Source organism: Haemophilus parahaemolyticus, from assembly GCF_002015035.1.
GTDB lineage: Bacteria > Pseudomonadota > Gammaproteobacteria > Enterobacterales > Pasteurellaceae > Haemophilus_A > Haemophilus_A parahaemolyticus.
The window spans coordinates 68,571-91,311 of sequence record NZ_MUXY01000002.1; the positions used below are offsets into that span (position 1 = coordinate 68,571).

The window sequence follows — 22,741 nt, forward strand, 5'->3', positions numbered from 1 at the left end:
TATTTTTCAAGCGGTAAGATATAAGAGATTTTTTGCAAATGAAGAAAATAAAAAGTCACAATGTTCAATAAACTATGGCTTTTATAATAAGATAATTATTAAGTCAATCTGAGACATGAACCTGATAAACTTATCTAAAATTAAAGGTAGTGGGGCAAGCTCTACCACCCTTTCATTTCTCAATATATAACGAACCCTCCTTTTTTTCAAGTCCAAGCAGATAGAATCTTGTTTCGTCTGAATATATTAAAAATGAGAATTAGATCACAAAATCAACAAAAAGCATTTTACAAAATTTTTTGACTATTTATGATTTAAAATGATTGAATTTTCCGTAATTGAATACAAAGATAAGCACACTATGGCTAACGTTAATAAAATCACTTACGAAAGTTAGATTCTTTCAATCCTATTTACTAAACACGGTAAAATCACCACCCACACGGTTTCAATGATAGCTTCTAACAAGCACTAAATATTCAGTTTAAATCAATATTGTAAAAACATTCCTTACCTCAATTCATTCTTTCCGTAAACGGAGAGAGGAAAGTATAGGTAAAAATAAAGTTACATTCATTGATTAAACACCACAACAAAAGGATTGCCAATGAACGAAACATATAGACACAAACAATTACTTTCGTTACTGGAAGAAAAAAAGATGCTATCTACCAACGAGATTATTGATTTACTTGAAATTTCCCCCGCTACAGCACGTCGTGACATAAACAAACTGCACGAACAAGGTAAATTGCATAAAGTTCGTAACGGGGTGGAGGCGATTGAATCAAACACAGGGCGATATTTTTCTAGCCCAATCAATAATGTCAGCGAAAAACAGCGTATTGCTGAAGCGGCAAGCAAATTCTGTTATGACAGTGCAAGCGTAATTTTAACCGCAGGTTCAACAATACAACTACTGGGCAACCAACTCTGCGGCAAACATTTGCAAATCATCACCAATTTTCTACCGCTTGCAAACTACTTAATTGAGCACAATCACGAGAATTTAGTAATTATGGGCGGGCAATATAACTGCAATGAACGAGTCACATTATCCTTAAACAATCAGCACGAAAATAACTATTTTGCGGATGTGATGTTCACTAGCGGAAAAGGCTTTACCCCAGAAGGCTTATATAAAACCGATATGATTTTAGCCAACTCCGAACAATCCCTTGTCCGTAAGGCACACAAATTTATTGCATTGGTCGATAGCACCAAATTGGGCAAACAAGTCGGAATGTTATTTAGCAAGCTAAACGAAATTGATGTATTGATTACAGGCAGAGAGGCTGATCCAACGCTTATTCAAGCCTTGAGAGAGAAAGGGCTGGAAGTGGTGTTAGTCTAAAAAATAGGCTTTTCTATTATAAATTATACTGATCTGATTTGTTTAAAATATTAGTGTTGATATAGTTAAAAAGAGGTTAAATTTTTGTTTAACCTGTGATTAGAGGAATATACGATTGCAGGTTTTAAATTCACAAAGAGATGGGAATTTGAGCAATACTTGCAGTCGGTTGTTTATCATCTTGATAATGAAGGAACTTCAAAAAAGTTTTATGCTAGAAATGTTGTTTTAAGTACTGGAACTTCTCCAATCATTCCTATTTTACAAGTCACTTTTCACCAGTGATGTAGCATCTTTAGATACCATTAAAGAATTTATCAGAACAAATTTTTGACTAATAGAGTAGAATTTAAAATGTATAATCATTCAAAAGTTATTCATTTTAACTATAAAGAAAATTACTCATTTTAAAAAATAAAGAGGGCAAATAATATGTTTTATCTCCTACTTGCTTCATTCTTATGGGGAACATCTTTTATTGCAGGAAAATTTGCCTATGAAACATTAGATCCTGCATTAGTTGTTTTATTTAGATTGATTATTGCAGGGGTTATTTTATTCCCTATTACTTTGAGATTCATAAAAGAAAATAGTAAATCCGAAGTAAATTGGCGAAGAATCGCTTTATTAGGATTTTTGACTTATCCAGCCACATTCTTATTGCAGTTTATTGGTTTGCAATATACATCAGCTTCAAGTGCAGCCACTATGATCGGTATAGAACCACTGATGGTTATCTTAGTCGGTCAGCTCTTTTTTAAAGAAAAAGCCTCTTTAACCATTTGGTTATTAGGAACAATTGCATTTATTGGCGTATTTTTATTAGTTGGATTATCTGATAACGAAGAAATTTCATTAATTGGTTGCTTATTAGTTCTAGCGTCAACAATTGTTGTTGCATTATGGCTAAGATTATCAAAATCCGTATTAGGTAATTTAAATCCTAAAGTTTATACCGCATTATCGTTGCAATTAGGAACGTTAATCGGTTTACCTTTTATGTTGTTATTAGTAAAAGACTGGAATATCAATTTCTCATACTCTTCAATAATAGCATTACTTTATTTAGGTATAGGCTGTAGTTTATTTGCAAACTGGGCTTGGAATAAAGGATTATCGGAAACAGAAACAAATAAAAGCGGAATATTTCTCGCATTAGAGCCTGTTTTTGGTGTTTTGTTTTCGATTATTTTACTAAATGATAGCTTATCTATCACATCTTGGGTTGGCGTTGCATTAGTGATTTTATCTGCTGCTGTATGTTTAGTTCTACCTAAGAAAAATTAATGGAAACGGTGGTGGAAACCTTCCGCAAATCAACTTAATGCAACCTGAATTGCTCATACGGTGCGAATGCGTATTACGGGCAATCATTCAATCATCACAAGCGGTCGATTTTGCAAAAGTTTTTGCATATCAGACCGCTTTTTCTTTTAATCCTTTTGAACCCCTCTCTGTTTTGGATTATTATCTCTCATATTCCAACCAATCAAAGAGATTCACAATGAACAGATCCCGCTACCTAATCCCAGCCTTTATTGCAACTATAAGCCTTTCCGCCTATGCCGAACAAAGTAATGCAGAAGAAACCGAAAACACTTGGGCAGATCAACAACATAAAACAGTTAAACAATCGCTTCACAGTTGGTCCAATAATATTAACGATTGGTTAGGCGAAACTGACCAGAACAAACCCGCCTCAGCAAGCTTACGCGTAATGATGGATATGGAATGGAATCGCTACAGCCACTTTACTTACAAACCTCGTGTACGCGGTAAAATTAAATTACCTGTATTGAAAAAACATTTGAGCGTCGTCTTCGGGGACGAGGATATTGAGAACCAATCCCGCGATAAAAACCGTGTTGGAAAAAACTACGAAAATTTAGAACGGAATCGCAACTATAATGCCCGCCAAACCAGAAATGACAACGCATCAATGGCTTTGCGTTGGTCAAATGCCGCAAAAGAATTTGGTGTGAAAACAGATTTCGATGTGGGTTTACGCTCAATGGGAGATATATTTGGACGTTTGCGAATCAGCAAAAAACAGGAATGGACAGAAAATTTCAGCACGCGTCTCGAACAAATTTACCGTTATGGTTCACGTAGTCGCCATTATTTACGAACTAACTTAGAAAACCGTTATATTGATAGCGACAGCACCTTTATTATGAACCATACTTTCTTGCAATATACACATAATAAGGAAGAAGAAACGGGCTGGGGCAATAGCCTTTACCGTCAACATACTTTTTCTGGTTTTAAAACCCTTAGTTATGGCATATTTACTGGTGGGCGATTCGATAAAGACCGCTCAAAATTTAATACTTGGGGGCCTTTTGTTACCTATCGTCAACCAATTTTAAGAAAATGGCTCTTTATTCAGCCTGAAATTAGTCTTTATAATGATAAAGATAATAATCGGGGGCACCATTTCAACGGGTTTATGCGTTTGGAAGCTGTGTTTTAAAACAGCAAGCGGTGAAATTAGCAAAATAAAATGCAAATTTCACCGCCGATTTTATTATTTCTTTACACCCGTAATGCGGCACCACTCTTCTTTTTCCACCACAGGATCGAGATTGGAATCATGAGCATACACTTCGCAAACCGATTCGGCTTGCGTGGCTAAAATACCCGATAAACCTAAATCTCCTTGCGGTTTCACCAATGTGATGATATTCGGTGCTAACTCCTTCAGTGGCCCCGCCAAAATGTTCGCTACTACCACATCCGCTTGTAAATCTTTTGGTTGATCTTTCGCTAAAAATAACTCCAAACGATCTGCCACGCCATTCGCTTCAGCATTATTGGTCGAAGCCAAAATCGCTTGCGGGTCGATGTCGATACCAATCGCACGTTTCGCCCCCAATTTCAGTGCAGCAATGGCGAGAATGCCCGAACCACAGCCGAAATCAATCACCGTTTTACCCGTTAAATCTAAGCTATCTAGCCATTGCAAGCAGAGTGCTGTGGTTGGGTGCGTGCCTGTACCGAACGCCAAACCTGGGTCTAACATCACGTTCACCGCATTCGGATCTGGCACTTCACGCCAGCTTGGGCAGATCCACAAGCGTTTGCCGAACTGCATTGGGTGGAAGTTATCCATCCATTCACGCTCCCAATCTTTATCTTCAATTTGCTCGATTTTATGTGCAAAATCTGGTGCGACCAAACGGCTGATAATCAACGCCTCGACAATCACACTCATATCGGTTTCCGCATCGAATAAACCAACCACATCGGTATTCCCCCACAAGCGTGTTTCGCCTGGAAGCGGTTCAAAAATCGGGGTATCTTGACTATCCATAAAGGTGACCGACACCGCCCCAATTTCGGTTAAAAAATCGCTGATTTGCTCAGCTTGTTTATCTGTACTATTTAAACGAATTTGTACCCACGCCATTTTGTGTTCCTTTGTTAAGAATTTCGGATAATTTTGCAATATTATAATGGACTTTCTGCCTAAACGATACGAACACATTACACCCAAAACCATTTTCGTGTATCATATTTCACTTCATTTTCACTCCAAAAAATCTTATGCAATCTACAACTCTTGAACTTTCTCGTGGCGAACGCATCAAAACAGCCGCGAAAGCAGCATTACCTTATAGTGCACCGATGATCGCAGGTTTTCTCTTTTTAGGTATCGCCTACGGGGTTTATATGAAAGCAATCGGCTTTGGTGTGTTATATCCTATGCTGATGGCACTCCTCATCTACGCAGGCTCGGTCGAATTTATCGCCGCAGGTGCGTTAGTCGCCCCCTTTTCGCCGTTAAGCGTATTTCTAATTGCTTTGATGGTGAGCGGTCGCCAGATTTTCTACGCCATCTCAATGCTGGAAAAATACGGTGCACATCTTGGCAAAAAACGGTGGTATTTGATTAGCGGGCTGGTCGATGAATCCTTCTCACTCAACTATATGGCGCAAATCCCCGCAGGCATCGACAAAGGCTGGTATATGTTCTTCGTGACTTTCTACTTGCATTTATATTGGGTGATTGGTGCAACACTCGGTAACCTATTCGGAGGCATGTTGCCTGTAAATTTAGCAGGCGTAGAATTTGCGATGACCGCTCTATTCTTAGTCATTTTTGCGGAAAATTGGCTGAAAGAAAAATCGCACGAAAGCTCGTTGCTCGGCTTAGGTATCGCGTTTGTATCGCTGATTGTGGTTGGGAAAGAACATTTCTTAATCCCAACATTGATTGGTATTTGGGTAATTTTAACCCTACGTCGCCCGCAACTAGCAAGAAAACTTGAAACGGTAAAATTGGAGGAAAGCAAATGACTGTTACCGAACACATCATTACCATCGGACTTTGCGTTTTAGCGGTGCAAATCACCCGCTTGGTACCGTTTTGGATCTTCCCTGCCAACCGCCCAATTCCCGAATATATCCGCTACCTCGGCAAAGTGCTGCCTGCTGCAATGTTTGGAATGTTGGTGATTTACTGCTACAAAAACATTGATATTTTTGCAGGACACCGTGGCTTGCCCGATTTTATCGCAGGAGCATTAGTATTGGTGTTACACTTCTGGAAGAAGAATATGTTTCTCTCCATTTCCGTCGGCACGCTGTTTTATATGGTGCTGGTACAACAAGTGTTTGTTGCATAAATGTGTCCTACAGGGACATATGCATAACCTAGGGTGAGAAAGCCCTAGGCATACAAACATTCTACCCTCTTCCCCCCACGGTAATCTTATCCAATTTCACTGTTGGTTGTCCGACACCCACTGGCACGCTTTGCCCTTCTTTGCCACAAGTACCGATACCTGGGTCGATTTCCATTTTTTTGCCGACCATTGAAACTTGTTGCATCGCATCAATCCCGCTGCCGATTAAAGTTGCACCTGTTACAGGTTTAGTGATTTTACCTTTCTCAATTAAGTAGGCTTCTGCGGTGGAGAACACAAATTTGCCCGAGGTAATGTCCACTTGTCCGCCGCTAAAATGCGGGGCGTAGATGCCGTATTCTACCGATTCGATCATCTCGTCAAATTCATGGTTGCCTTCGGTCAGGTAAGTATTCGTCATTCGTGGCATTGGCAAGTGAGCATAAGATTCACGTCTGCCGTTGCCTGTTGGCGCCACGCCCATTAAGCGGGCATTGAGCTTATCTTGCAAATAGCCTTTCAAGATGCCGTTTTCGATCAACACATTACGTTGAGAAGGCACGCCTTCATCATCAACCGTCATTGAACCGCGGGCATTCTGGATTGTACCGTCATCGACAATGGTACAAAGCGGTGAAGTCACTAACTCACCAATTTTGCCTGTAAACAATGAAGATTCTTTACGGTTAAAATCGCCTTCCAGTCCGTGTCCAACCGCTTCGTGGAGTAAAATTCCTGGCCAACCCGCACCGAGTACAATCGGCATTGTGCCCGCAGGAGCAGGCATTGCACCCAGGTTCACTAACGCCATTCGTACCGCTTCTTTCGCTAAATATTCCGCACGGTTGTAGCCAACCATTTCGCCATTGATGATGTGTGGCTCTAAGAAGAAATTTAAGCCATAGCGACCGCCCATACCTGATGAGCCACGTTCACGCTTACCATTTTCCTCTACCAATACCGACACAGACAAACGCACCAGCGGGCGAATATCTGCCGCTAACATGCCATCAGTTGCAGCGACTAACATCTCTTCATAAATCGCCGATACATTCGCATTCACTTGCACCACTCGAGGATCTTCGGCACGAGCCACTTTATCCACTAAGTGCAGTAAGTCTACTTTCTGCTCACGGCTTAAAGTTTCAAGCGGATTGATTGCTGCATAACGCTGGTAAGCGGTCGTTTCTTTGAAATTTTTTACCAATAATTGACCGCTTTCGCTGCTGATAGAACGTGCCGCTTCAGCACATTGATTGAGCTGGCTTAAGCCGATTTGGTCAGCATAGGCAAAGCCCGTTTTCTCACCCGACACGGCACGCACGCCAAAGCCGCGGTCGATATAAAAGCCACCTTCTTTGATGATGGAATCTTCCAACGCCCAACTTTCATCTTGACTGAGTTGGAAATAGAGATCCGCATAGTCAATTTGACGGCTAGAGAAGTGATCTAATACTTGAGAAAGGTGTGAAAGCTCCACGCCACTTGGAGCGAGTAGGCTTTCTGAGACTTGTTTTAACATAGAAATTCCGAATTAAAATGGAAAAAATTTTGCGAATTTTAGCATAAATTCAACCGCTTGATGGGGGGATTTCTGAGGAGAATAATTACTCTCAACAAGAAAAAACGCCTTACTTCATATGGAAGCAAGGTATTTATTTAAAGGTTACGGCAGAGAAAATTGTCCCTCTCCCACTTCAATAACTTGCCCGCCAACATAAATAGTCTGCTGCTGATCGAGTTTTAAATAAAGTCGGTTCGGTCTACCCATATAATCGCCTTGAAAAATCTGACGTTGTAATGGATATTGATTTAAAGAAAGATAATACGCACCTAAATTCGCACAGGCAGAACCCGTACCGCTATCTTCCATTACCGTACCATTATCTGTATAAAATAATCGAGAATAGACAGTTTCATTCTCTTCATACCAAAGGTACATTACTGAACGTTGCTGCTCCCGATGGCAAAGCTGATCAAGTAATTTGACATTTATTTGAACCTCAGCAAGTGCATTTTTATTCAAAAGTTGTAAAAACAAATGTGGAGAACCACTGTTTAACCAATAAGCTTGAGATGCAATTTCCTGTGTGCCAAGTCCTGTAATCTCAGCCAATTCTTGTAGGCTGGCTGAGCTCGTTTTGATGTCAAAACCGCGAATAGCCATTTCTGCACGCTGATTTTTAGCTTGAATCGCTATGGTTTTCGCTTTAGTGTTTAAAGAGAATTGCTCAGGCAAATTGCGTAATTTTTGAAGAACACAAGCAGCACCAATTGTCGGATGCCCTGCTAAAGGGAGTTCATAATAAGGGGTGAAAATACGCAGATCCGCTACAACACTTTTTGATGGGAGCACAAAGACGGTTTCACTTAAATTAAACTGCTTCGCAATTTGTTGCATCTCTTGTTCAGTTAAGCCTTCCGCATCAGGAAAAACAGCAAGTGGATTACCGCCAAAATATTCTTCAGCAAAGACATTAACCAATTTAAATGCATATTGACGAGACATTTTCTCTCCTAAAAAGAAAAGATGCTACAAATCCATGTAGCATCTTAAAATTTATTTCACTATCTCACCTTTAGCTTGCAGATCAGCGTGGTAAGATGAACGCACGAATGGTCCGCAAGCAGCGTGTTCAAAGCCCATTTTTTCGGCTTCAGCACGGAACATATCGAACTCTTCAGGTGGCACGTAGCGTTCAACTTTTAAATGGTGGCGACTTGGTTGAAGATACTGCCCAACGGTGAGCATCGTTACACCTTGAGCACGTAAATCACGCATCACTTCCAAAATCTCTTCGTTAGTTTCGCCTAAACCGACCATTAAGCCCGATTTAGTTGGAATATCTGGGAACTCTTCTTTAAAGATTTTAAGCAATTCGAGCGACCAGTGATAATCCGCCCCAGGACGAACCTCGCGGTATAAGCGTGGCACATTTTCCAAATTGTGGTTAAACACATCAGGGGGATTTTGTTTCAAAATTGCGACCGCTTGTTCAACACGTCCACGGAAGTCTGGCACGAGAATTTCCACTTTACACTCTGGATTTAACGCCTTGATTTCACGCACGGTTGCCGCAAAGTGGGCTGCACCGCGGTCTGGCAAGTCGTCTCGGTCTACCGAAGTAATTACCACATATTTGAGTCTCATATCTTGCACCGTTTCAGCCACTTTACGCGGTTCATCTGGGTCAAGCGGAAGTGGTTTTCCGTGTGCTACATCACAGAATGGGCAGCGACGAGTACAGATTGCCCCCATAATCATAAAGGTTGCTGTACCGTGGTTGAAGCATTCGTGCAAGTTAGGGCAAGAAGCTTCTTCACACACTGAGTGTAAGCCGTGGCGACGCATCCCGTTTTTAATACTGTCGATTTTTGCCGAACTTACTGGCAGTTTAATTTTCATCCAGCTCGGTTTTTTGAGTAACTCTTGATCTGGGTCGATATTGCGAACTTGGATAACAGAGGTTTTCGCTGCATCACGATATTTCACGCCTCGTTCCATTTTGAACGGTGCGAGTTTCGCAGGCGTATTCGTTGCCGTTGTCATTAGAATTCGTTTTCCTCGTTGTTAATAAATTGTTGCACATTATAGCCTAAAATCGCGGCAAAGTGGGCGACCAATTTTGGGGAGACATCCTCACAGGTTAAATCGTTCTGATTATTCAATTCGCTTAATTGGCACATTTCAAGCCCCGCATAACCGCACGGGTTGATATTGCGAAACGGTGATAAATCCATATTGATATTAAGCGCTAGCCCATGGAACGAACAACCTTTACGAATACGAAGTCCTAATGAGCAAATTTTTCGCCCTTCCACATAAACCCCTGGTGCATCTGGTTTTGGGTAGCTTTCCACGCCATAATCTGCCAAGGTTTTCACCACACATTGTTCAAGTGCAGTAACTAAATCACGTACAGAAACGTCATGCCCCTGAGCTTTTAGGCGTTTGATGTCGATCAGTACATACATCACTTGCTGCCCAATTCCGTGATAGGTAATCTGCCCGCCGCGATCCGATTGCACTACGGGGATATTAGTTTGATGGATTAAGTGCTCAGGCTTGCCCGCTGAGCCTTGTGTAAAAACGCTGGGGTGTTGCACTAACCATATTTCATCTTGAGTTTCTTCGGTGCGGTTGTCGGTGAAATCTTGCATTTTATGCCAGATTTTTTCATAAGGTTGCACGCCCAATTGGCGAATAATCAGTTTTGTGTTCATAGTGGGGATTTTGAGATGAAAATATTAATTTCCCTCCCCTTATGGGAGAGGGAAATCTCACGAGATTTATTCTCCGCAATAAAAGAAATTCATTAAAGTACCATTCTTACGCCTTCAATTTTCGCAAGTTCTTCATAAAGGGTTTCTACTTGACCGATGTGTTCAGCCACAATATCAATCGAAATCGAATTATAAGTGCCTTTGCTGCTACGTTGTTCACGAGGTGTATAATCACCTTTTACGTGACTTTGAGTCACAGCGACTACATCATCCACTAAACCATCGCGATGCGTGCCTACCACTTTGAAAGTGAAATCACACGGAAATTCAAGTAAGTCTTTTAATTTCGCTTGGGGTAAATCTTGTAAGTTTACAGTTTTATTTGTCATATTCTTTCCTCTCTTTAATATATGAAGCGGTAAGATTTTGGCAAACTTTTGCAAAAATCCTACCGCTTGTTGCGTGCCTATATAAGGGCTAAATTTTCAGTTGCAAGAGCCGATTAGTTAAACAAACTTTTCACAGTGAGTATTACCCAGTCCCACGCACGCCCCAAAATACCCGCTTCGCCCACGGCTTGTAAGGTTTGAAGTGGTGTTGAAGCAATATCTTTGCCATCTAATTGGTAAATCACTTTGCCGACGACTTGACCTTGCGTTAGTGGGGCTTCTAAGCCTTTATTGTCTAATTCATAACGTGCTTTAAGCTCGCCCGCTTTGCCTTTTGGAATCGTGATAAAACTATCTTGCACAGAACCTAATTGTACCTTGTTTACATCACCGTAGTACACGCTCTCTTCTTTTACCGCCTTACCTGCTGGTAGAGATTTCACCGTTTCAAAGTTCGCAAACCCCCATTGAAGTAATTTTTTGCTTTCCACTTCACGGCCTTTATAAGTCGGCACGCCCATTACCACAGAAATCAAACGCGTATTTGAATTGGTCGCTGACGCTACCAAGTTATAGCCTGCTTTATCGGTATGCCCTGTTTTCATTCCATCCACGTTCATGGTTTTATCCCACAATAAACCATTGCGGTTTGGCTGTGGTTTTTTCACGTTATATTGGAACTCTTTTTCTGCATAAATTTTGTACTCTTCTGGCTGTTCACGGATTACGTGAGTGCCGATAATTGCCATATCGCGTGCAGAAGAGTATTGATTTGGGTCATCTAAACCGTGCACGGTGGTAAAATGCGTATTTTGTAAGCCGAAACGTTGAGCATGCTTATTCATTTCATCAATGAAAGAAGCTTGCGATCCTGAGGTATGCTCTGCTAAAGCCACTGCTGCATCGTTACCTGAAACGATGATTAAGCCTTTCATTAACTCGCCTACAGTCACTTGTTTATTCAAGTCTAAGAACATCAATGATGAGCCTGGGAATTTTTGTGCCCACGAATTTTCATTCACGGTGTAAACATCACTATTGTGTACTTTACCTTGTTTGATCGCTTCTCCCACAACATAAGCGGTCATCATTTTAGTTAGCGAGGCAGGATATTGACGTTGATCGGGATTAAGACTCGCTAATACCGCACCAGAGTTGTAATCCATTAAAATATAAGTTTGAGCATTCAATTGCGGTGCAGTAATACCAAAATCCGTGGTAGCATCCGCCAAAGCAGTTGAAGAAAGGATTAAGGCAGAAAGGCCAGCAAGTTTTAATAATCTTTTTTTCATATAAAGTGTCCGATAACGTTGGGTTGAGAATCTCTATAAACTCATCAAGGGCTTGTTGAATTCTCAACAACCCCTTTTTATAATGGATTGAAACAAACTGAGTAAAATTAACTCTTTTCTGCTAATTCTAATCGTTTGTTTTTGTCTAACACAGCAACTTTCACTTTGGCTGTGCCGGTGTTATGCATACCTAATTGGCGTGCTGCATTTCTCGATAAATCTAACACTCGAGCGTGAGTATAAGGACCACGATCATTCACCCGAACAACCACTTTCTTGCCGTTACGCATATTGGTCACTTCAATCAATGTGCCAAAAGGTAAAGACGGATGAGCAGCTGTCATCGCTGTGTTATCAAAACGTTCGCCATTTGCTGTACGGCGTCCGTTAAATTTATCCGCATAGTAACTTGCCACACCAGATTGCAAATGCTTACGTGGTGTATTCTTATATTTTTCTGTCAAAGAAAGGGGCTTCTTTGCATGTTTCTTAGCGGATTTTACCGCTTGTCTTGCCGCTTTAGATTGTTTTTTCGCTTCAGCTTTTATAAATTTCGCTTTTGAAGCGTCTTTTAGCGTTTTCTTTGGAGTTTGTGCCTTTGTCTGTTTTGACACAATCGCCGTTTTTGCGTGTTTAGTTGCTGCAACAGAATTCAATGTTCCGAATGTGAAGAATCCAGCTAACAACAGGGTTACAATTTTACTTAATCGCATAAGTATGTATTCCTCATTTTGATATCGTTTCGTTTGTAACGATGTTTGTATTGCCCATTTTCTCAATAAATCATCCTTTATTGAAAAAATAGTGACTGTTAATCTAATCGATAACTGACCTTGTCTATGCTTTTTGATACCGCAAAAAAGCAAAAGTTTAATGTTTGATTAAATTTATTCAAAAACAAAAGCCTAAGCTTCAAGATAATGTAAGCCAAGCCTTTGTTTTTCTTACTATTTTAGCTTGTTATAGGGGTTGTCGCTGTGTGGTTTTTTACGATGTACATAGCTTGACATCATCAATCCAAACGCCGCCATTAACGTCACATAAGACGTTCCACCATAGCTAAACAGCGGTAAGGGTACACCAACTACGGGCAAAATACCACTCACCATCCCAATATTTACAAAAACATACACAAAAAAGAGTAGTGCCGTCCCGCCTGAAAGAATACGTCCAAACGAATTATCTGACTTCGCACCTAGCATTAAACCACGTGCAATAATAAAGAGATAAATGCCGAGTAGAATTAACACCCCAATCATCCCATGTTCTTCGCTTAATACCGCAAAAATAAAATCGGTATGCGGTTCTGGCAAAAATTCCAGCTGTGATTGCGTGCCTTCCATCCACCCCTTACCGTGCAACCCACCCGAGCCAATCGCAATCTTCGATTGAATAATATGGTAACCCGCACCAAGCGGATCTTTCTCAGGGTCAATCAGTGTCATTACCCGCGTTTTCTGATAATCGTGCATCAAAAAGAACCACATTATCGGAATAAAACCCGCCAAAAAGACCACACCCGCAAAAATCAATTTCCAGCTTAAGCCCGCGAGGAACAGCACAAAAATCCCTGCCGCACAAACCAAAATCGAGGTTCCCAAGTCGGGCTGTGCTGCCACAAGCAGGGTTGGAAAAACAATAATCGCCAACGCAATCGCTGTGTCGCGGAAATTCGGGGGAAGCGGTCGATTACTCAAGAACGTCGCCACCATTAGTGGCACAGCCAATTTCGCAATTTCCGACGGCTGGAAACGGACAAATCCCAAGTTCAGCCAGCGTTGTGCTCCCTTACTGGTTTCCCCAAACACATCCACCATTACCAGTATCACGATAGTGACCGCATACAAATAGGGCGAAATTTGCTTATAGGTGCGAGGCGGGATCATCGCCATCACAAACATTATGCCCAATCCTAAAGATACCTGCACCACGCGGTTAGTGAACATTTTTTCGCTACCGCCACTGGCACTATACAGCACTAACAGTCCATAGCCTGTAATCGCAAACAGCCCCAGTAAGAGCCATAAATCAAGCGAAAAAACTTTCCAAAAAACCTTTCTAAATCGGTTACTCATTCACATTTTCCTCAGTCATTTCTGACACAGGCGAAGCAAGAACAGGAGACACAAGCGGTGAATTTTGTGGCGAATGTTGCAAATTGCCCTCATTCTTCAACGTATATGTTAAGGCAAAATCCATCACTTGACGCACTACAGGTGCCGCATTCGCACCGCCACCACCTGCATTTTCTAAAATGGCAGCAACCACCACTTTGGGATTATCGTAAGGTGCATAAGCAATAAACCACGCGTGGTCGTGCAGCTCTTTCTTCAAAGCGTTTTTGTCATATTTTCCGCCTTTCAGGTTGAACACCTGTGCTGTTCCCGATTTCCCTGCTGCACGATAGAACGAACCGCCTGCTTTTTTCCCTGTGCCGTTGCCCGCATTGATTACGTTATACATCCCAAGCTTCGCCACATTCCAGAAACGCTCTGGCACACCTGTAATATTTTCGTAAAGCAGCGGATCTTTATACGGCTCAACTGAATTCGCGTGAATGATTTCTTTCATTAAATGCGGTGTATTCACTCGCCCATTATTGACCAAAACCGCCAAGGCTTTCGCTACTTGCAATGGCGTGGCAATCCAGTAGCCTTGCCCAATGCCAACAGGGATAGTATCGCCTTGCACCCATGGTTTTTTGTAGCGAGCCCGTTTCCAATCACGGGTAGGATAAACGCCAGCCGACTCCTCAAATAAGTCAATACCCGTTTTCTGACCAAAACCGAATTTGGTCATCCACTCCGCCATTTTGTCGATCCCTGTATCGTAGGCGAGTTGATAGAAAAAGGTATCTGAAGACTCGGTAATCGCCTTATTCACATTCGTTGAACCGTGCCCCGATTTCTTCCAGTCACGATAACGCTGAGTTGTGCCAGGTAAAATCCAAAATCCTGGGTCGAAAACGGTAGTATTTGGCGTGATTTTTCCTTCTGCTAAGCCCATTACTGCATAGAAGGGCTTAACCGTAGAGGCTGGCGGGTAAGTTCCTTGCGTTGCACGGCTGTAAAGCGGACGTGCAGGATCTTCCAACAAGGCTTTGTAATCTTTGCCCGAAATACCACCCACGAATAAGTTATTATCGTAGCTCGGGCTAGTCACCATCGCTAATACACTACTATCTCGAGCATCCAACACTACCACCGAGCCTTTCTGCTCTTTCAGCAAATCTTGAATATATTGTTGCAACTCAATGTCGATGGTTAAACGTAAGGAACTACCCGCCACACCTTCTTGGTCACGAAGCTTGCGGATTACCTTACCACGGTTGTTAATTTCAACCTCTTCAAAGCCTGCTTGCCCGTGCAGTTGCTCTTCGTAATATTTCTCAATGCCGAGTTTACCGATATCGTGTGAACCTGCATAATTACCGAATTTCCCGTCTTCTTGCAGCTTTTTCTTATCTTTTTCATTGATTTTCGCAACATATCCCAAAATATGGGTGAGCATTTCGCCATACGGATAATTCCGTTTGTAATACGCCTGCACATCTAAACTTGGGAAGCGATATTGGTTTACCGCAAAACGTGCCATTTGCTCTTCGCTCATATCCGACTTTAGCAAAATTGGCGTATAACGCGAGGTACGTTTTTTCTCTTTGTAGAAGTTCTCAATATCTTCATCGGTTAAGCCAACAATGCTTTTTAGCTCAATTAAAGTCTGCTCCAAATCTTGCGTTTTCTCAGGCACAATAAACAGCCCAAAATAAGTAATATTTTCGGCAAGCACCTTTCCGTTTCGGTCATAAATCAGCCCCCGCGTTGGCGGCACGGGCAACAACTTAATACGGTTACCATTCGAGCGTGTTTGATAGTCCTCATAATTGCTGATTTGTAAATGATAGAGATTTGCGAGCAACACACCCGTTAATGCCAACACCCCCATGAATGCAATAGCTGCACGGCGAATAAACAAATTGCTCTCCGCTTGCCCGTTTTGCACCTTTTCATTCGGCTTTGGTGACATTAATTTTGCTAGTTTTCCAAACATATTTTGCTCAGATTGCAGAATTTCTTAAACATTTGACCGCTTGTAAAATTATTCCCGATGATACGGATGATTCGTCGTGAGCGACCACGCTCGATATAAACTTTCCGCCACAATCACCCGCACCATTGGATGAGGCAAAGTCAGCGGAGAAAGCGACCAGCTCTGTTCTGCCGCTTGTTTACACTCTGGTGACAAACCTTCAGGCCCGCCAATCAGCAAGCATACATCTCGTCCATCGTTTTTCCAGCCTTCTAACTGGCTGGCTAATTGCTCGGTTGTCCACGGTTTGCCAGGAATATCCAGAGTGACGACCTTTCCTTTGCCTGCGGCTGCCAACATCGCTTTGCCTTCTTGTTCCAAAATACGCTTAATGTCGGCATTCTTGCCCCGCTTGCCCGCAGGGATTTCAATTAGCTCAAACGGCATATCTTTCGGAAAACGACGCTGATATTCCTCAAAGCCCGTTTTCACCCAATCAGGCATTTTCGTGCCCACGGCAATTAGCTGAATTTTCATCGCTTACGCCCAAAGTTTCTCAAGTTGATACATTTCACGGGCATCAGCTTGCAATAAATGCACAATTGCTTGTCCGAAATCCACTACAATCCAATCGGCAACCGCTTTACCTTCATCACCAAACACTTCAAAACCAGCTTGTTTTGCCTCTTGAGCTAAACGATCTGCGGTTGAAGCCACGTGACGCACCGATGTACCTGTGGCAATAATCATTGCATCGGTAATGCTCGATTTACCTTTCACATCAATCGCTAAAATATCTTGTGCTTTTAAATCATCTAAAGTTTTGGTTAAAAATTCGACTAAATTTTGTTCCATGGTTTTTCCGTTATTATTCTGTAAAAGTTTTAAATTCTACCATAGATTAAAAAGGGATAAAAAAATAAGCGGTCAGTGTTTGCAAATTTTTTGAAAAATCAAACCAATTGAACCTAATTGTACTGGTCTGTCTACAAGAGTTTTTCTTGTCAAAAATGTTACAGTTCTATTAAAATCAAATTATTTACAAATAATTCTCATTATAAAAAGGGAAAGGAATGTCAGATGTAATACTTTTAATATTAGTTTCATTAACATCTACTTTTATGATAAAGATATTTAAATTTTTTAAACTAAACCTTATGAAGACTATTTTTTTATGTTCTATTTCTAATATAGGAATTATCTTCATAAGAGTTTATTTTTATTGGGAACTAAAAGTAAACAGAACAGCAATAGAAATACTAGCATATAGTATTGTCTTCTCTCTAATATTAGTTCCAATTTTAATATCCATGTACAGAAATACTAAATAATTTAATCGAGGTTTAAATGAAAGAATTAGATATAAAAGACTATCAATTAGTTACTGGTGGCGGAGCTTTTTTTACGAGAACAATACTTAACTCAGCAAGAACAGGAGCTGTACTTGGAGGAGCAGGTTATGTTACCGAACAAGCTCTTTTAGGTGAACCAATAACAGCCAAAGGTATTATTGGGTACTCTGCTGCAGGTGCAGTAGGCGATATAGCAACAGCTGCAAATGCAGCCATACGAGGGGCTGGATTTGCATCAGAGTTTGCTGGTGTTGCAGTTGGCAGCTCATTGATAGGATTAGGCAATTCTATAAATAACTCTTTTAATAAGAACAGCAGCTCCATACAAAATAAATCAGGTTCAAATTATGCCGATGGTTGCGATTATTGCTAATCAAGGGACTTCTTATGTTAATAGACTTTTCAATATCTCAAGATAATTTTAGTAAGAGAACTTATTTGGGCGCTCTCTTACTTAGGTATTCTAAAAATAGAATAGGCATGTATAAAAGAAAGGGAATTCGTACTTCCTTTTCTTTTTTATTTGATATAAATATCTAATTTCCTCGTAATTTTTTCAATCTATAAAGCTCATCTAATGCTTGACGAGGTGTTAATTCATCTGGCTCAATCTTACTCAATGCCAATTCCACGGCACTTTCTTGTGCAACAAGCGGTGGTTTTTCAACAACATCTTGCGAAAAAAGTAAATCCGCCTGCGGGTTTTCTTCGCCCACTTTTTGTTGTTGGGAGAGTGTTTCCAAATGTGCCAAACGCTGTTTTGCTAAAGCAATAACGGGTTTCGGCACGCCTGCCAACGCCGCCACAGCTAAGCCGTAACTTTTGCTTGCCGCACCCTCTTGCACGCAATGCATAAAGGCAATGGTATCGTTGTGTTCACGGGCATCTAAATGCACGTTCGCGACACCTTTAAGCTGATTCGGCAAGCTGGTTAGCTCAAAATAATGGGTCGCAAACAGAGTAAGGGATTGTGTTTTCTTCGCCAACCATTCTGCACACGCCCACGCCAGCGAAAGCCCATCGTAAGTGGACGTGCCACGCCCAATTTCATCAATCAGCACCAGACTGTTTTCTGTGGCTTGATGGAGAATGTTCGCCATTTCGGTCATCTCCACCATAAAGGTCGAACGCCCCGAAGCCAAATCATCGCTTGCCCCAATACGGGTGAAAATACGGTCAATCGCACCGATTTCAGCACTCTCTGCAGGCACAAAACTACCGATATACGCCATCAGCGTGATCAACGCAATTTGACGCATATAGGTGCTTTTTCCTCCCATATTCGGGCCAGTTACCACCAACAAATGACGTTGAGCGTTCAGATAAATAGGGTTGGCAATAAACGGATCTTTAATCACCCGTTCCACTACAGGATGGCGACCTTCTTTGATGTTGATAATGCGTTGCGGGCTGAAGGTTGGACGTACATACCCAAGATTTTCCGCACGTTCGGCAAGGTTTGCCAACACATCCAATTCGGCAAGCACCATTGCGGCTAATTGCAATTCGCCCAAGCGAGGCATTAACAAGTCAAACAATTCATCATAAAGTTGCTTTTCCAACGCCAATGATGCCCCTTTGGCTTTCAACACTTTGTCTTCGTAGGTCTTCAACTCGGGGATAATATAACGTTCCGCATTTTTGAGCGTTTGACGGCGCACGTAGTGAATCGGAGCTTTGTGTGCTTGCCCTTGACTAATTTGAATATAATAGCCGTGAACTGCATTAAAGCCGATTTTCAGCGTATCAATGCCCGTTGCTTCCCGCTCGCGGATTTCCAAATCTTCTAAATATTGGGTAGCCCCTGCAGAAAGCGAACGCCATTCGTCTAGCTCCGCATTGTAGCCTTCAGCAATTACGCCACCGTCACGGATCAGTTGCGGAGGATTTTCAATAATCGCCCGTTTAAGCAGATCCTCAAACTCATCAAAATTTGCTAATTGTGCCAGTAATTGATCTAAACTTGGAGTTAATTGTTGCGAAAATTGCTGAATTTCAGGAATTTGTTCTAATGCGGAACGCAAGCGAGTGAAATCACGTGGACGTGCCGAACGCAACGCCACACGTGCCAAAATTCGCTCCATATCACCTACGTTTTGCAACGCCTGTTGAAGCGGTGCAATTTGATCGCTTTTTTGCAAACTTTCAATAATATCCTGCCGCTCTTTGAGCTTTTTCACATCACGAATCGGTTGATGAATCCAACGTTTTAACAAGCGGCTGCCCATCGGGGTCACGCATTTATCCAAGACGGAAGCAAGGGTATTTTCCGTACCGCCTGCAAGGTTTTGAGTGAGTTCTAAGTTGCGACGGGTTGCGGCATCAAGCAAGACTGTTTCGCTATTTTGCGAAAGATGAATACTGTTGATATGCGGCAATGCAGTGCGTTGTGTTTCTTGAGCGTAATGCAATAAACAACCTGCGGCACACAGTGCGGTGGTGGCTTTTTCCACGCCAAAACCTGCTAAACTTTGCGTACCAAATTGACGATTGAGCAACTGAATTGCCGTAGTCAGTTCAAACTCCCACACAGGACGACGGCGTAAACCTTTGTAATTATTCAGAATACCAGCGTAAGCAAAATCTTCCGCATAGAGAATTTCAGCAGGTTGCAGGCGTTGCAGTTCGGCACTTAACGCCTCTTGGCTTGGCAATTCACTAATCAAAAAACGCCCAGAAGCCATATCAAGCGTCGCAATTGCAAAAGTGCCTTTATGCTCATAAATTGCCGCAACTAAGTTGTCTTGTCGCTCAGGCAGTAATGCCTCATCACTCACCGTACCTGGTGTAACAATGCGAACCACTTTGCGTTCTACAGGCCCTTTCGAGGCTGCGGGATCGCCAATCTGTTCACAAATTGCCACGCTCTCACCCAACGCCACTAATTTTGCCAGATAACCTTCCACTGCGTGATACGGCACGCCAGCCATCGGAATCGGCTCACCTGCTGATTGCCCACGTTTGGTCAGTGAAATATCAAGCAATGCCGCAGCTTTCTTAGCATCATCATAAAAAAGCTCATAGAAGTCACCCATTCGATAGAAGAGTAAAATATCAGGATTTTGGGCTTTGAGTTGCAGATATTGCACCATCATTGGCGTGTGGTTAGAAAGGTCTTGAGTTACGGTCATAGTTTGCGTAATTGAAATGATAGAATAGAGCTATTTTATCAGATTAGCCAATGGCTGTACAAAACAGTATAATTTCAACACTTTGAAACAACAGGAGTATTTTATGAAATTATATGGTTTAGTTGGTGCTTGCTCGTTCGTACCACACGTCGCGTTGGAATGGGTAAAAGAACGTGAAAATGCAGATTATCAATTTGAAGCGGTAACACGTGAGTTAATCAAATCGCCAGACTTTTTGGCGTTAAATCCAAGAGGAGCTGTTCCTGTATTGGTCGATGGCGATTTAGTGCTTTCACAAAATCAGGCAATTTTGCACTATTTGGATGAGCTTTATCCAAATGCAAAACTGTTTGGTAGTAAAACCGTCCGCGATAAAGCTAAAGCCGCTCGCTGGTTAGCGTTTTTCAATTCAGATATTCATAAATCATTCGTGCCGTTATTTCGTTTACCAAGTTATGCAAAAGATAATGAGACATTAACCCAAACCATTCGCCAGCAAGCCGTTGAGCAGATTTTAGATCAACTTGCCGTGGCAAATGAACATTTAGAAAGCCATATCTATTTTGGCGAAGCAATTTCGGTTGCGGATGCGTATCTTTACATTATGCTGAATTGGTGTCGTGCGGTAGGGATTGATTTCAACCATTTAACGCAACTTTCACCTTTTATGCAACGCATTGAAGCTGATCAAGCGGTGGAAAATGTGAGAGAAATTGAAGGGTTGAAGGGGTAGAACCATTTTAAAACATAAATTTTTTTCACTCGTTTCTCATTTGAAGTATATAAAATAACGGGCGTTAATTATAAATAATGCTCGATAATAAGAAAATATCGAGCATTGGAGTAAGGTTTATTATTATCTGTAATAGGATTGATTTGCTTTCCACTCAGCATCACTTGCTCTTCTATTAGCAGCATCCGCCACATTTTGAGCATTACGAGCCTCATTTCTTGCACGAGCAGCATCTAATTCAGCTTGAACAGCTCGACGTTCAGCACTACTAGCAGCACTTTCAGCCGCTTTGATTTTACCTAGCATTTCATCTCTATTATCATCACTTATTTTTACATTGATCGCCTCTTTTAATGTATCTGCTCTTCCAGTCTGTAATATAGAAAGGATCTCAGATAACCACGATGATGAAACTTTAATCGTATCACCATAAGCACTATGATGTAAATAATACTCAGGGATTGCATCCTTTATTTCTTTATACATAGGATGATTCAATATGTTTTCATAAATTGAAGTTCCATTTCTCTCTTCATATTTTTTACAATAATCATCGTAGATATTAAACCATTTTTGTGCTTCTTGAAGTCTATAAATTGAAGAATGATAGTCTTTTTCTATAGAACCACCTAAAGAACCATCATACTCTTCATTTGAATAATAAGAATTTGCCTCTACTTTTTTAGCTAAATAACTTAGATAAATAACCTGCACTACAACTGCAGCGATTAAATATGGATTCAATATCATCCACTGTAGATAACCCAGCGGATAATACAGCAGCGTATCTAATGAGAAATTGTACTTGTAAATATAGCCTAATGATATAACTACACTTAACAATATAAACAATATAATAAAACCTTTTATATTTTTATTCGAATATGTACCTTTGCCAAGGTTATGTCTATTATAATAAGAGAGAGGTAGATACATTGACAATAACATAGATACAAATACCCAAATAATAAAGCCATAAAAAGATACAGATTCTTTCAGATATAAAGTTGTCGAAGTATAATTTTCATTGCTATAGTTTATTGTTTCGGTATACACAAAATCCTGTGGTAAAAAACTCAACAGTTCATGCCTCCAAAATCCCCAAAAACTATAAAATATAAAAAACAATACAATAGATCTAAATAATACATATCTAGAGCGTTTCCAGCCATTTCCACGAATACTTTTAACTAATTTAGCTTTTTGTTCTAAATTTTCATTCTCAATATGTTGCTGTAAATTATTAATAATTTGGCGATTATGTTCTCTGTTTGCGAGATTATTTTGATAATTTCTAAATGCACTATCCTCTTTCATATATTGCTGATAAAAAGGTTCAAGTCTTTTAAATTTATCAATTAGATCTAGTCTTTCTTGTTTTTGATAGCTCATGGTGAACGTCCTTGAAGTGGATAAATGTTATTTTTTATGAGTAGAATTAACTAGTTCGCCATTATTCCAAAAGCAGTAAAATTCTATTCCATTTCATTTTTACAAACAAAATTTATACTATTTCTATTTAAAACGCAATTAACAAAGGCCGTAGTTTTAAAAGCGAAAACCCCATACCTTACGATACGGGGTTATTCACTTTCGCTGTAATTCAATC

21 protein-coding genes are annotated in these 22,741 nt (G+C 40.9%); 7 read left to right on the forward strand and 14 right to left on the reverse strand.

Annotated features, from left to right (window positions below):
- Nucleotides 1-607 precede the first annotated feature (607 nt).
- The 3 genes from ulaR (at nt 608) to B0185_RS04315 (ending at nt 3,827) form a co-directional block, all read left to right on the forward strand.
- A complete protein-coding gene (ulaR, locus tag B0185_RS04305; RefSeq protein WP_005706386.1) occupies nt 608-1,354 on the forward strand; it encodes an HTH-type transcriptional regulator UlaR in 747 nt (248 codons plus the stop codon).
- Nucleotides 1,355-1,786: 432 nt separating this feature from the next.
- Nucleotides 1,787-2,641 (forward strand): DMT family transporter, encoded by an 855-nt coding sequence (locus tag B0185_RS04310; RefSeq protein WP_005706422.1) that lies wholly within the window; start codon nt 1,787-1,789, stop codon nt 2,639-2,641.
- Between the two features lie 217 nt (nt 2,642-2,858).
- On the forward strand, nt 2,859-3,827 hold the full coding sequence (locus B0185_RS04315) for a hypothetical protein (RefSeq protein WP_039863215.1): 969 nt from the start codon (nt 2,859-2,861) through the stop codon (nt 3,825-3,827).
- Nucleotides 3,828-3,881: 54 nt separating this feature from the next.
- Here B0185_RS04315 and prmA read toward each other — a convergent pair whose 3' ends face one another.
- Nucleotides 3,882-4,763 (reverse strand): 50S ribosomal protein L11 methyltransferase, encoded by an 882-nt coding sequence (prmA, locus tag B0185_RS04320; RefSeq protein ID WP_005706451.1) that lies wholly within the window; start codon nt 4,761-4,763, stop codon nt 3,882-3,884.
- A gap of 137 nt (nt 4,764-4,900) precedes the next feature.
- Here prmA and azlC point away from each other — a divergent pair, with 137 nt between their 5' ends.
- Both azlC and B0185_RS04330 read left to right on the forward strand, forming a co-directional pair.
- Entirely contained in the window at nt 4,901-5,653 is a 753-nt protein-coding gene (gene azlC, locus B0185_RS04325; protein WP_005706455.1) for an azaleucine resistance protein AzlC, read from the forward strand.
- Nucleotides 5,650-5,982, forward strand: coding sequence for a branched-chain amino acid transporter permease (locus B0185_RS04330; RefSeq protein ID WP_005706390.1), 333 nt, complete (start codon nt 5,650-5,652; stop codon nt 5,980-5,982). Before azlC ends, B0185_RS04330 begins: the two co-directional genes overlap by 4 nt.
- Before the next feature lie 61 nt (nt 5,983-6,043).
- Here the strand turns inward: B0185_RS04330 and tldD are convergent, their stop codons facing one another.
- From tldD to rsfS, 11 genes are all read right to left on the reverse strand, one after another.
- Entirely contained in the window at nt 6,044-7,504 is a 1,461-nt protein-coding gene (gene tldD / locus B0185_RS04335) for a metalloprotease TldD (protein ID WP_005706449.1), read from the reverse strand.
- 144 nt (nt 7,505-7,648) lie between these two features.
- On the reverse strand, nt 7,649-8,491 hold the full coding sequence (locus B0185_RS04340; protein WP_005706457.1) for a PhzF family phenazine biosynthesis protein: 843 nt from the start codon (nt 8,489-8,491) through the stop codon (nt 7,649-7,651).
- A gap of 51 nt (nt 8,492-8,542) precedes the next feature.
- On the reverse strand, nt 8,543-9,532 hold the full coding sequence (gene lipA / locus B0185_RS04345; protein ID WP_005706441.1) for a lipoyl synthase: 990 nt from the start codon (nt 9,530-9,532) through the stop codon (nt 8,543-8,545).
- Nucleotides 9,532-10,206, reverse strand: a complete 675-nt coding sequence (gene lipB / locus B0185_RS04350; protein ID WP_005706448.1) for a lipoyl(octanoyl) transferase LipB — start codon at nt 10,204-10,206, stop codon at nt 9,532-9,534. The genes lipA and lipB overlap by 1 nt, the downstream gene beginning before the upstream one ends.
- 92 nt (nt 10,207-10,298) lie before the next feature.
- Nucleotides 10,299-10,595 carry a DUF493 family protein YbeD gene (gene ybeD / locus B0185_RS04355; protein WP_005706430.1) on the reverse strand — a complete coding sequence of 99 codons (297 nt, stop codon included), beginning with the start codon at nt 10,593-10,595 and terminating at the stop codon, nt 10,299-10,301.
- Nucleotides 10,596-10,708: 113 nt separating this feature from the next.
- A complete protein-coding gene (locus tag B0185_RS04360) occupies nt 10,709-11,887 on the reverse strand; it encodes a D-alanyl-D-alanine carboxypeptidase family protein (RefSeq protein WP_005706411.1) in 1,179 nt (392 codons plus the stop codon).
- A gap of 107 nt (nt 11,888-11,994) precedes the next feature.
- Nucleotides 11,995-12,600: a septal ring lytic transglycosylase RlpA family protein gene (locus tag B0185_RS04365; protein WP_005706421.1), complete on the reverse strand. Its 606-nt coding sequence runs from the start codon at nt 12,598-12,600 to the stop codon at nt 11,995-11,997.
- A gap of 234 nt (nt 12,601-12,834) precedes the next feature.
- Nucleotides 12,835-13,962 carry a rod shape-determining protein RodA gene (gene rodA, locus B0185_RS04370; protein ID WP_005706437.1) on the reverse strand — a complete coding sequence of 376 codons (1,128 nt, stop codon included), beginning with the start codon at nt 13,960-13,962 and terminating at the stop codon, nt 12,835-12,837.
- Nucleotides 13,955-15,937 carry a penicillin-binding protein 2 gene (gene mrdA / locus B0185_RS04375; RefSeq protein WP_005706453.1) on the reverse strand — a complete coding sequence of 661 codons (1,983 nt, stop codon included), beginning with the start codon at nt 15,935-15,937 and terminating at the stop codon, nt 13,955-13,957. The genes rodA and mrdA overlap by 8 nt, the downstream gene beginning before the upstream one ends.
- A 48-nt stretch (nt 15,938-15,985) precedes the next feature.
- Nucleotides 15,986-16,453 (reverse strand): 23S rRNA (pseudouridine(1915)-N(3))-methyltransferase RlmH, encoded by a 468-nt coding sequence (gene rlmH / locus B0185_RS10125; RefSeq protein WP_005706399.1) that lies wholly within the window; start codon nt 16,451-16,453, stop codon nt 15,986-15,988.
- Nucleotides 16,454-16,456: 3 nt separating this feature from the next.
- Nucleotides 16,457-16,771 (reverse strand): ribosome silencing factor, encoded by a 315-nt coding sequence (gene rsfS / locus B0185_RS10130; protein WP_005706443.1) that lies wholly within the window; start codon nt 16,769-16,771, stop codon nt 16,457-16,459.
- Between the two features lie 492 nt (nt 16,772-17,263).
- On the opposite strand from rsfS, the gene B0185_RS04390 reads away from it, so the two are divergent.
- Entirely contained in the window at nt 17,264-17,641 is a 378-nt protein-coding gene (locus B0185_RS04390) for a hypothetical protein (RefSeq protein WP_005706388.1), read from the forward strand.
- Nucleotides 17,642-17,804: 163 nt separating this feature from the next.
- On the opposite strand, the gene mutS is transcribed toward B0185_RS04390, so the two are convergent.
- The gene (mutS, locus tag B0185_RS04395) at nt 17,805-20,399 is read right to left on the reverse strand and encodes a DNA mismatch repair protein MutS (RefSeq protein ID WP_005706410.1); all 2,595 of its coding nucleotides are present in this window, start codon (nt 20,397-20,399) and stop codon (nt 17,805-17,807) included.
- A 103-nt stretch (nt 20,400-20,502) separates the two neighbouring features.
- Between mutS and B0185_RS04400 the strand changes: the two genes are divergently transcribed.
- The gene (locus tag B0185_RS04400; RefSeq protein WP_005706431.1) at nt 20,503-21,132 is read left to right on the forward strand and encodes a glutathione S-transferase family protein; all 630 of its coding nucleotides are present in this window, start codon (nt 20,503-20,505) and stop codon (nt 21,130-21,132) included.
- Nucleotides 21,133-21,255: 123 nt separating this feature from the next.
- Here the strand turns inward: B0185_RS04400 and B0185_RS04405 are convergent, their stop codons facing one another.
- A complete protein-coding gene (locus B0185_RS04405; protein WP_005706450.1) occupies nt 21,256-22,524 on the reverse strand; it encodes a hypothetical protein in 1,269 nt (422 codons plus the stop codon).
- Nucleotides 22,525-22,741 lie beyond the last annotated feature (217 nt).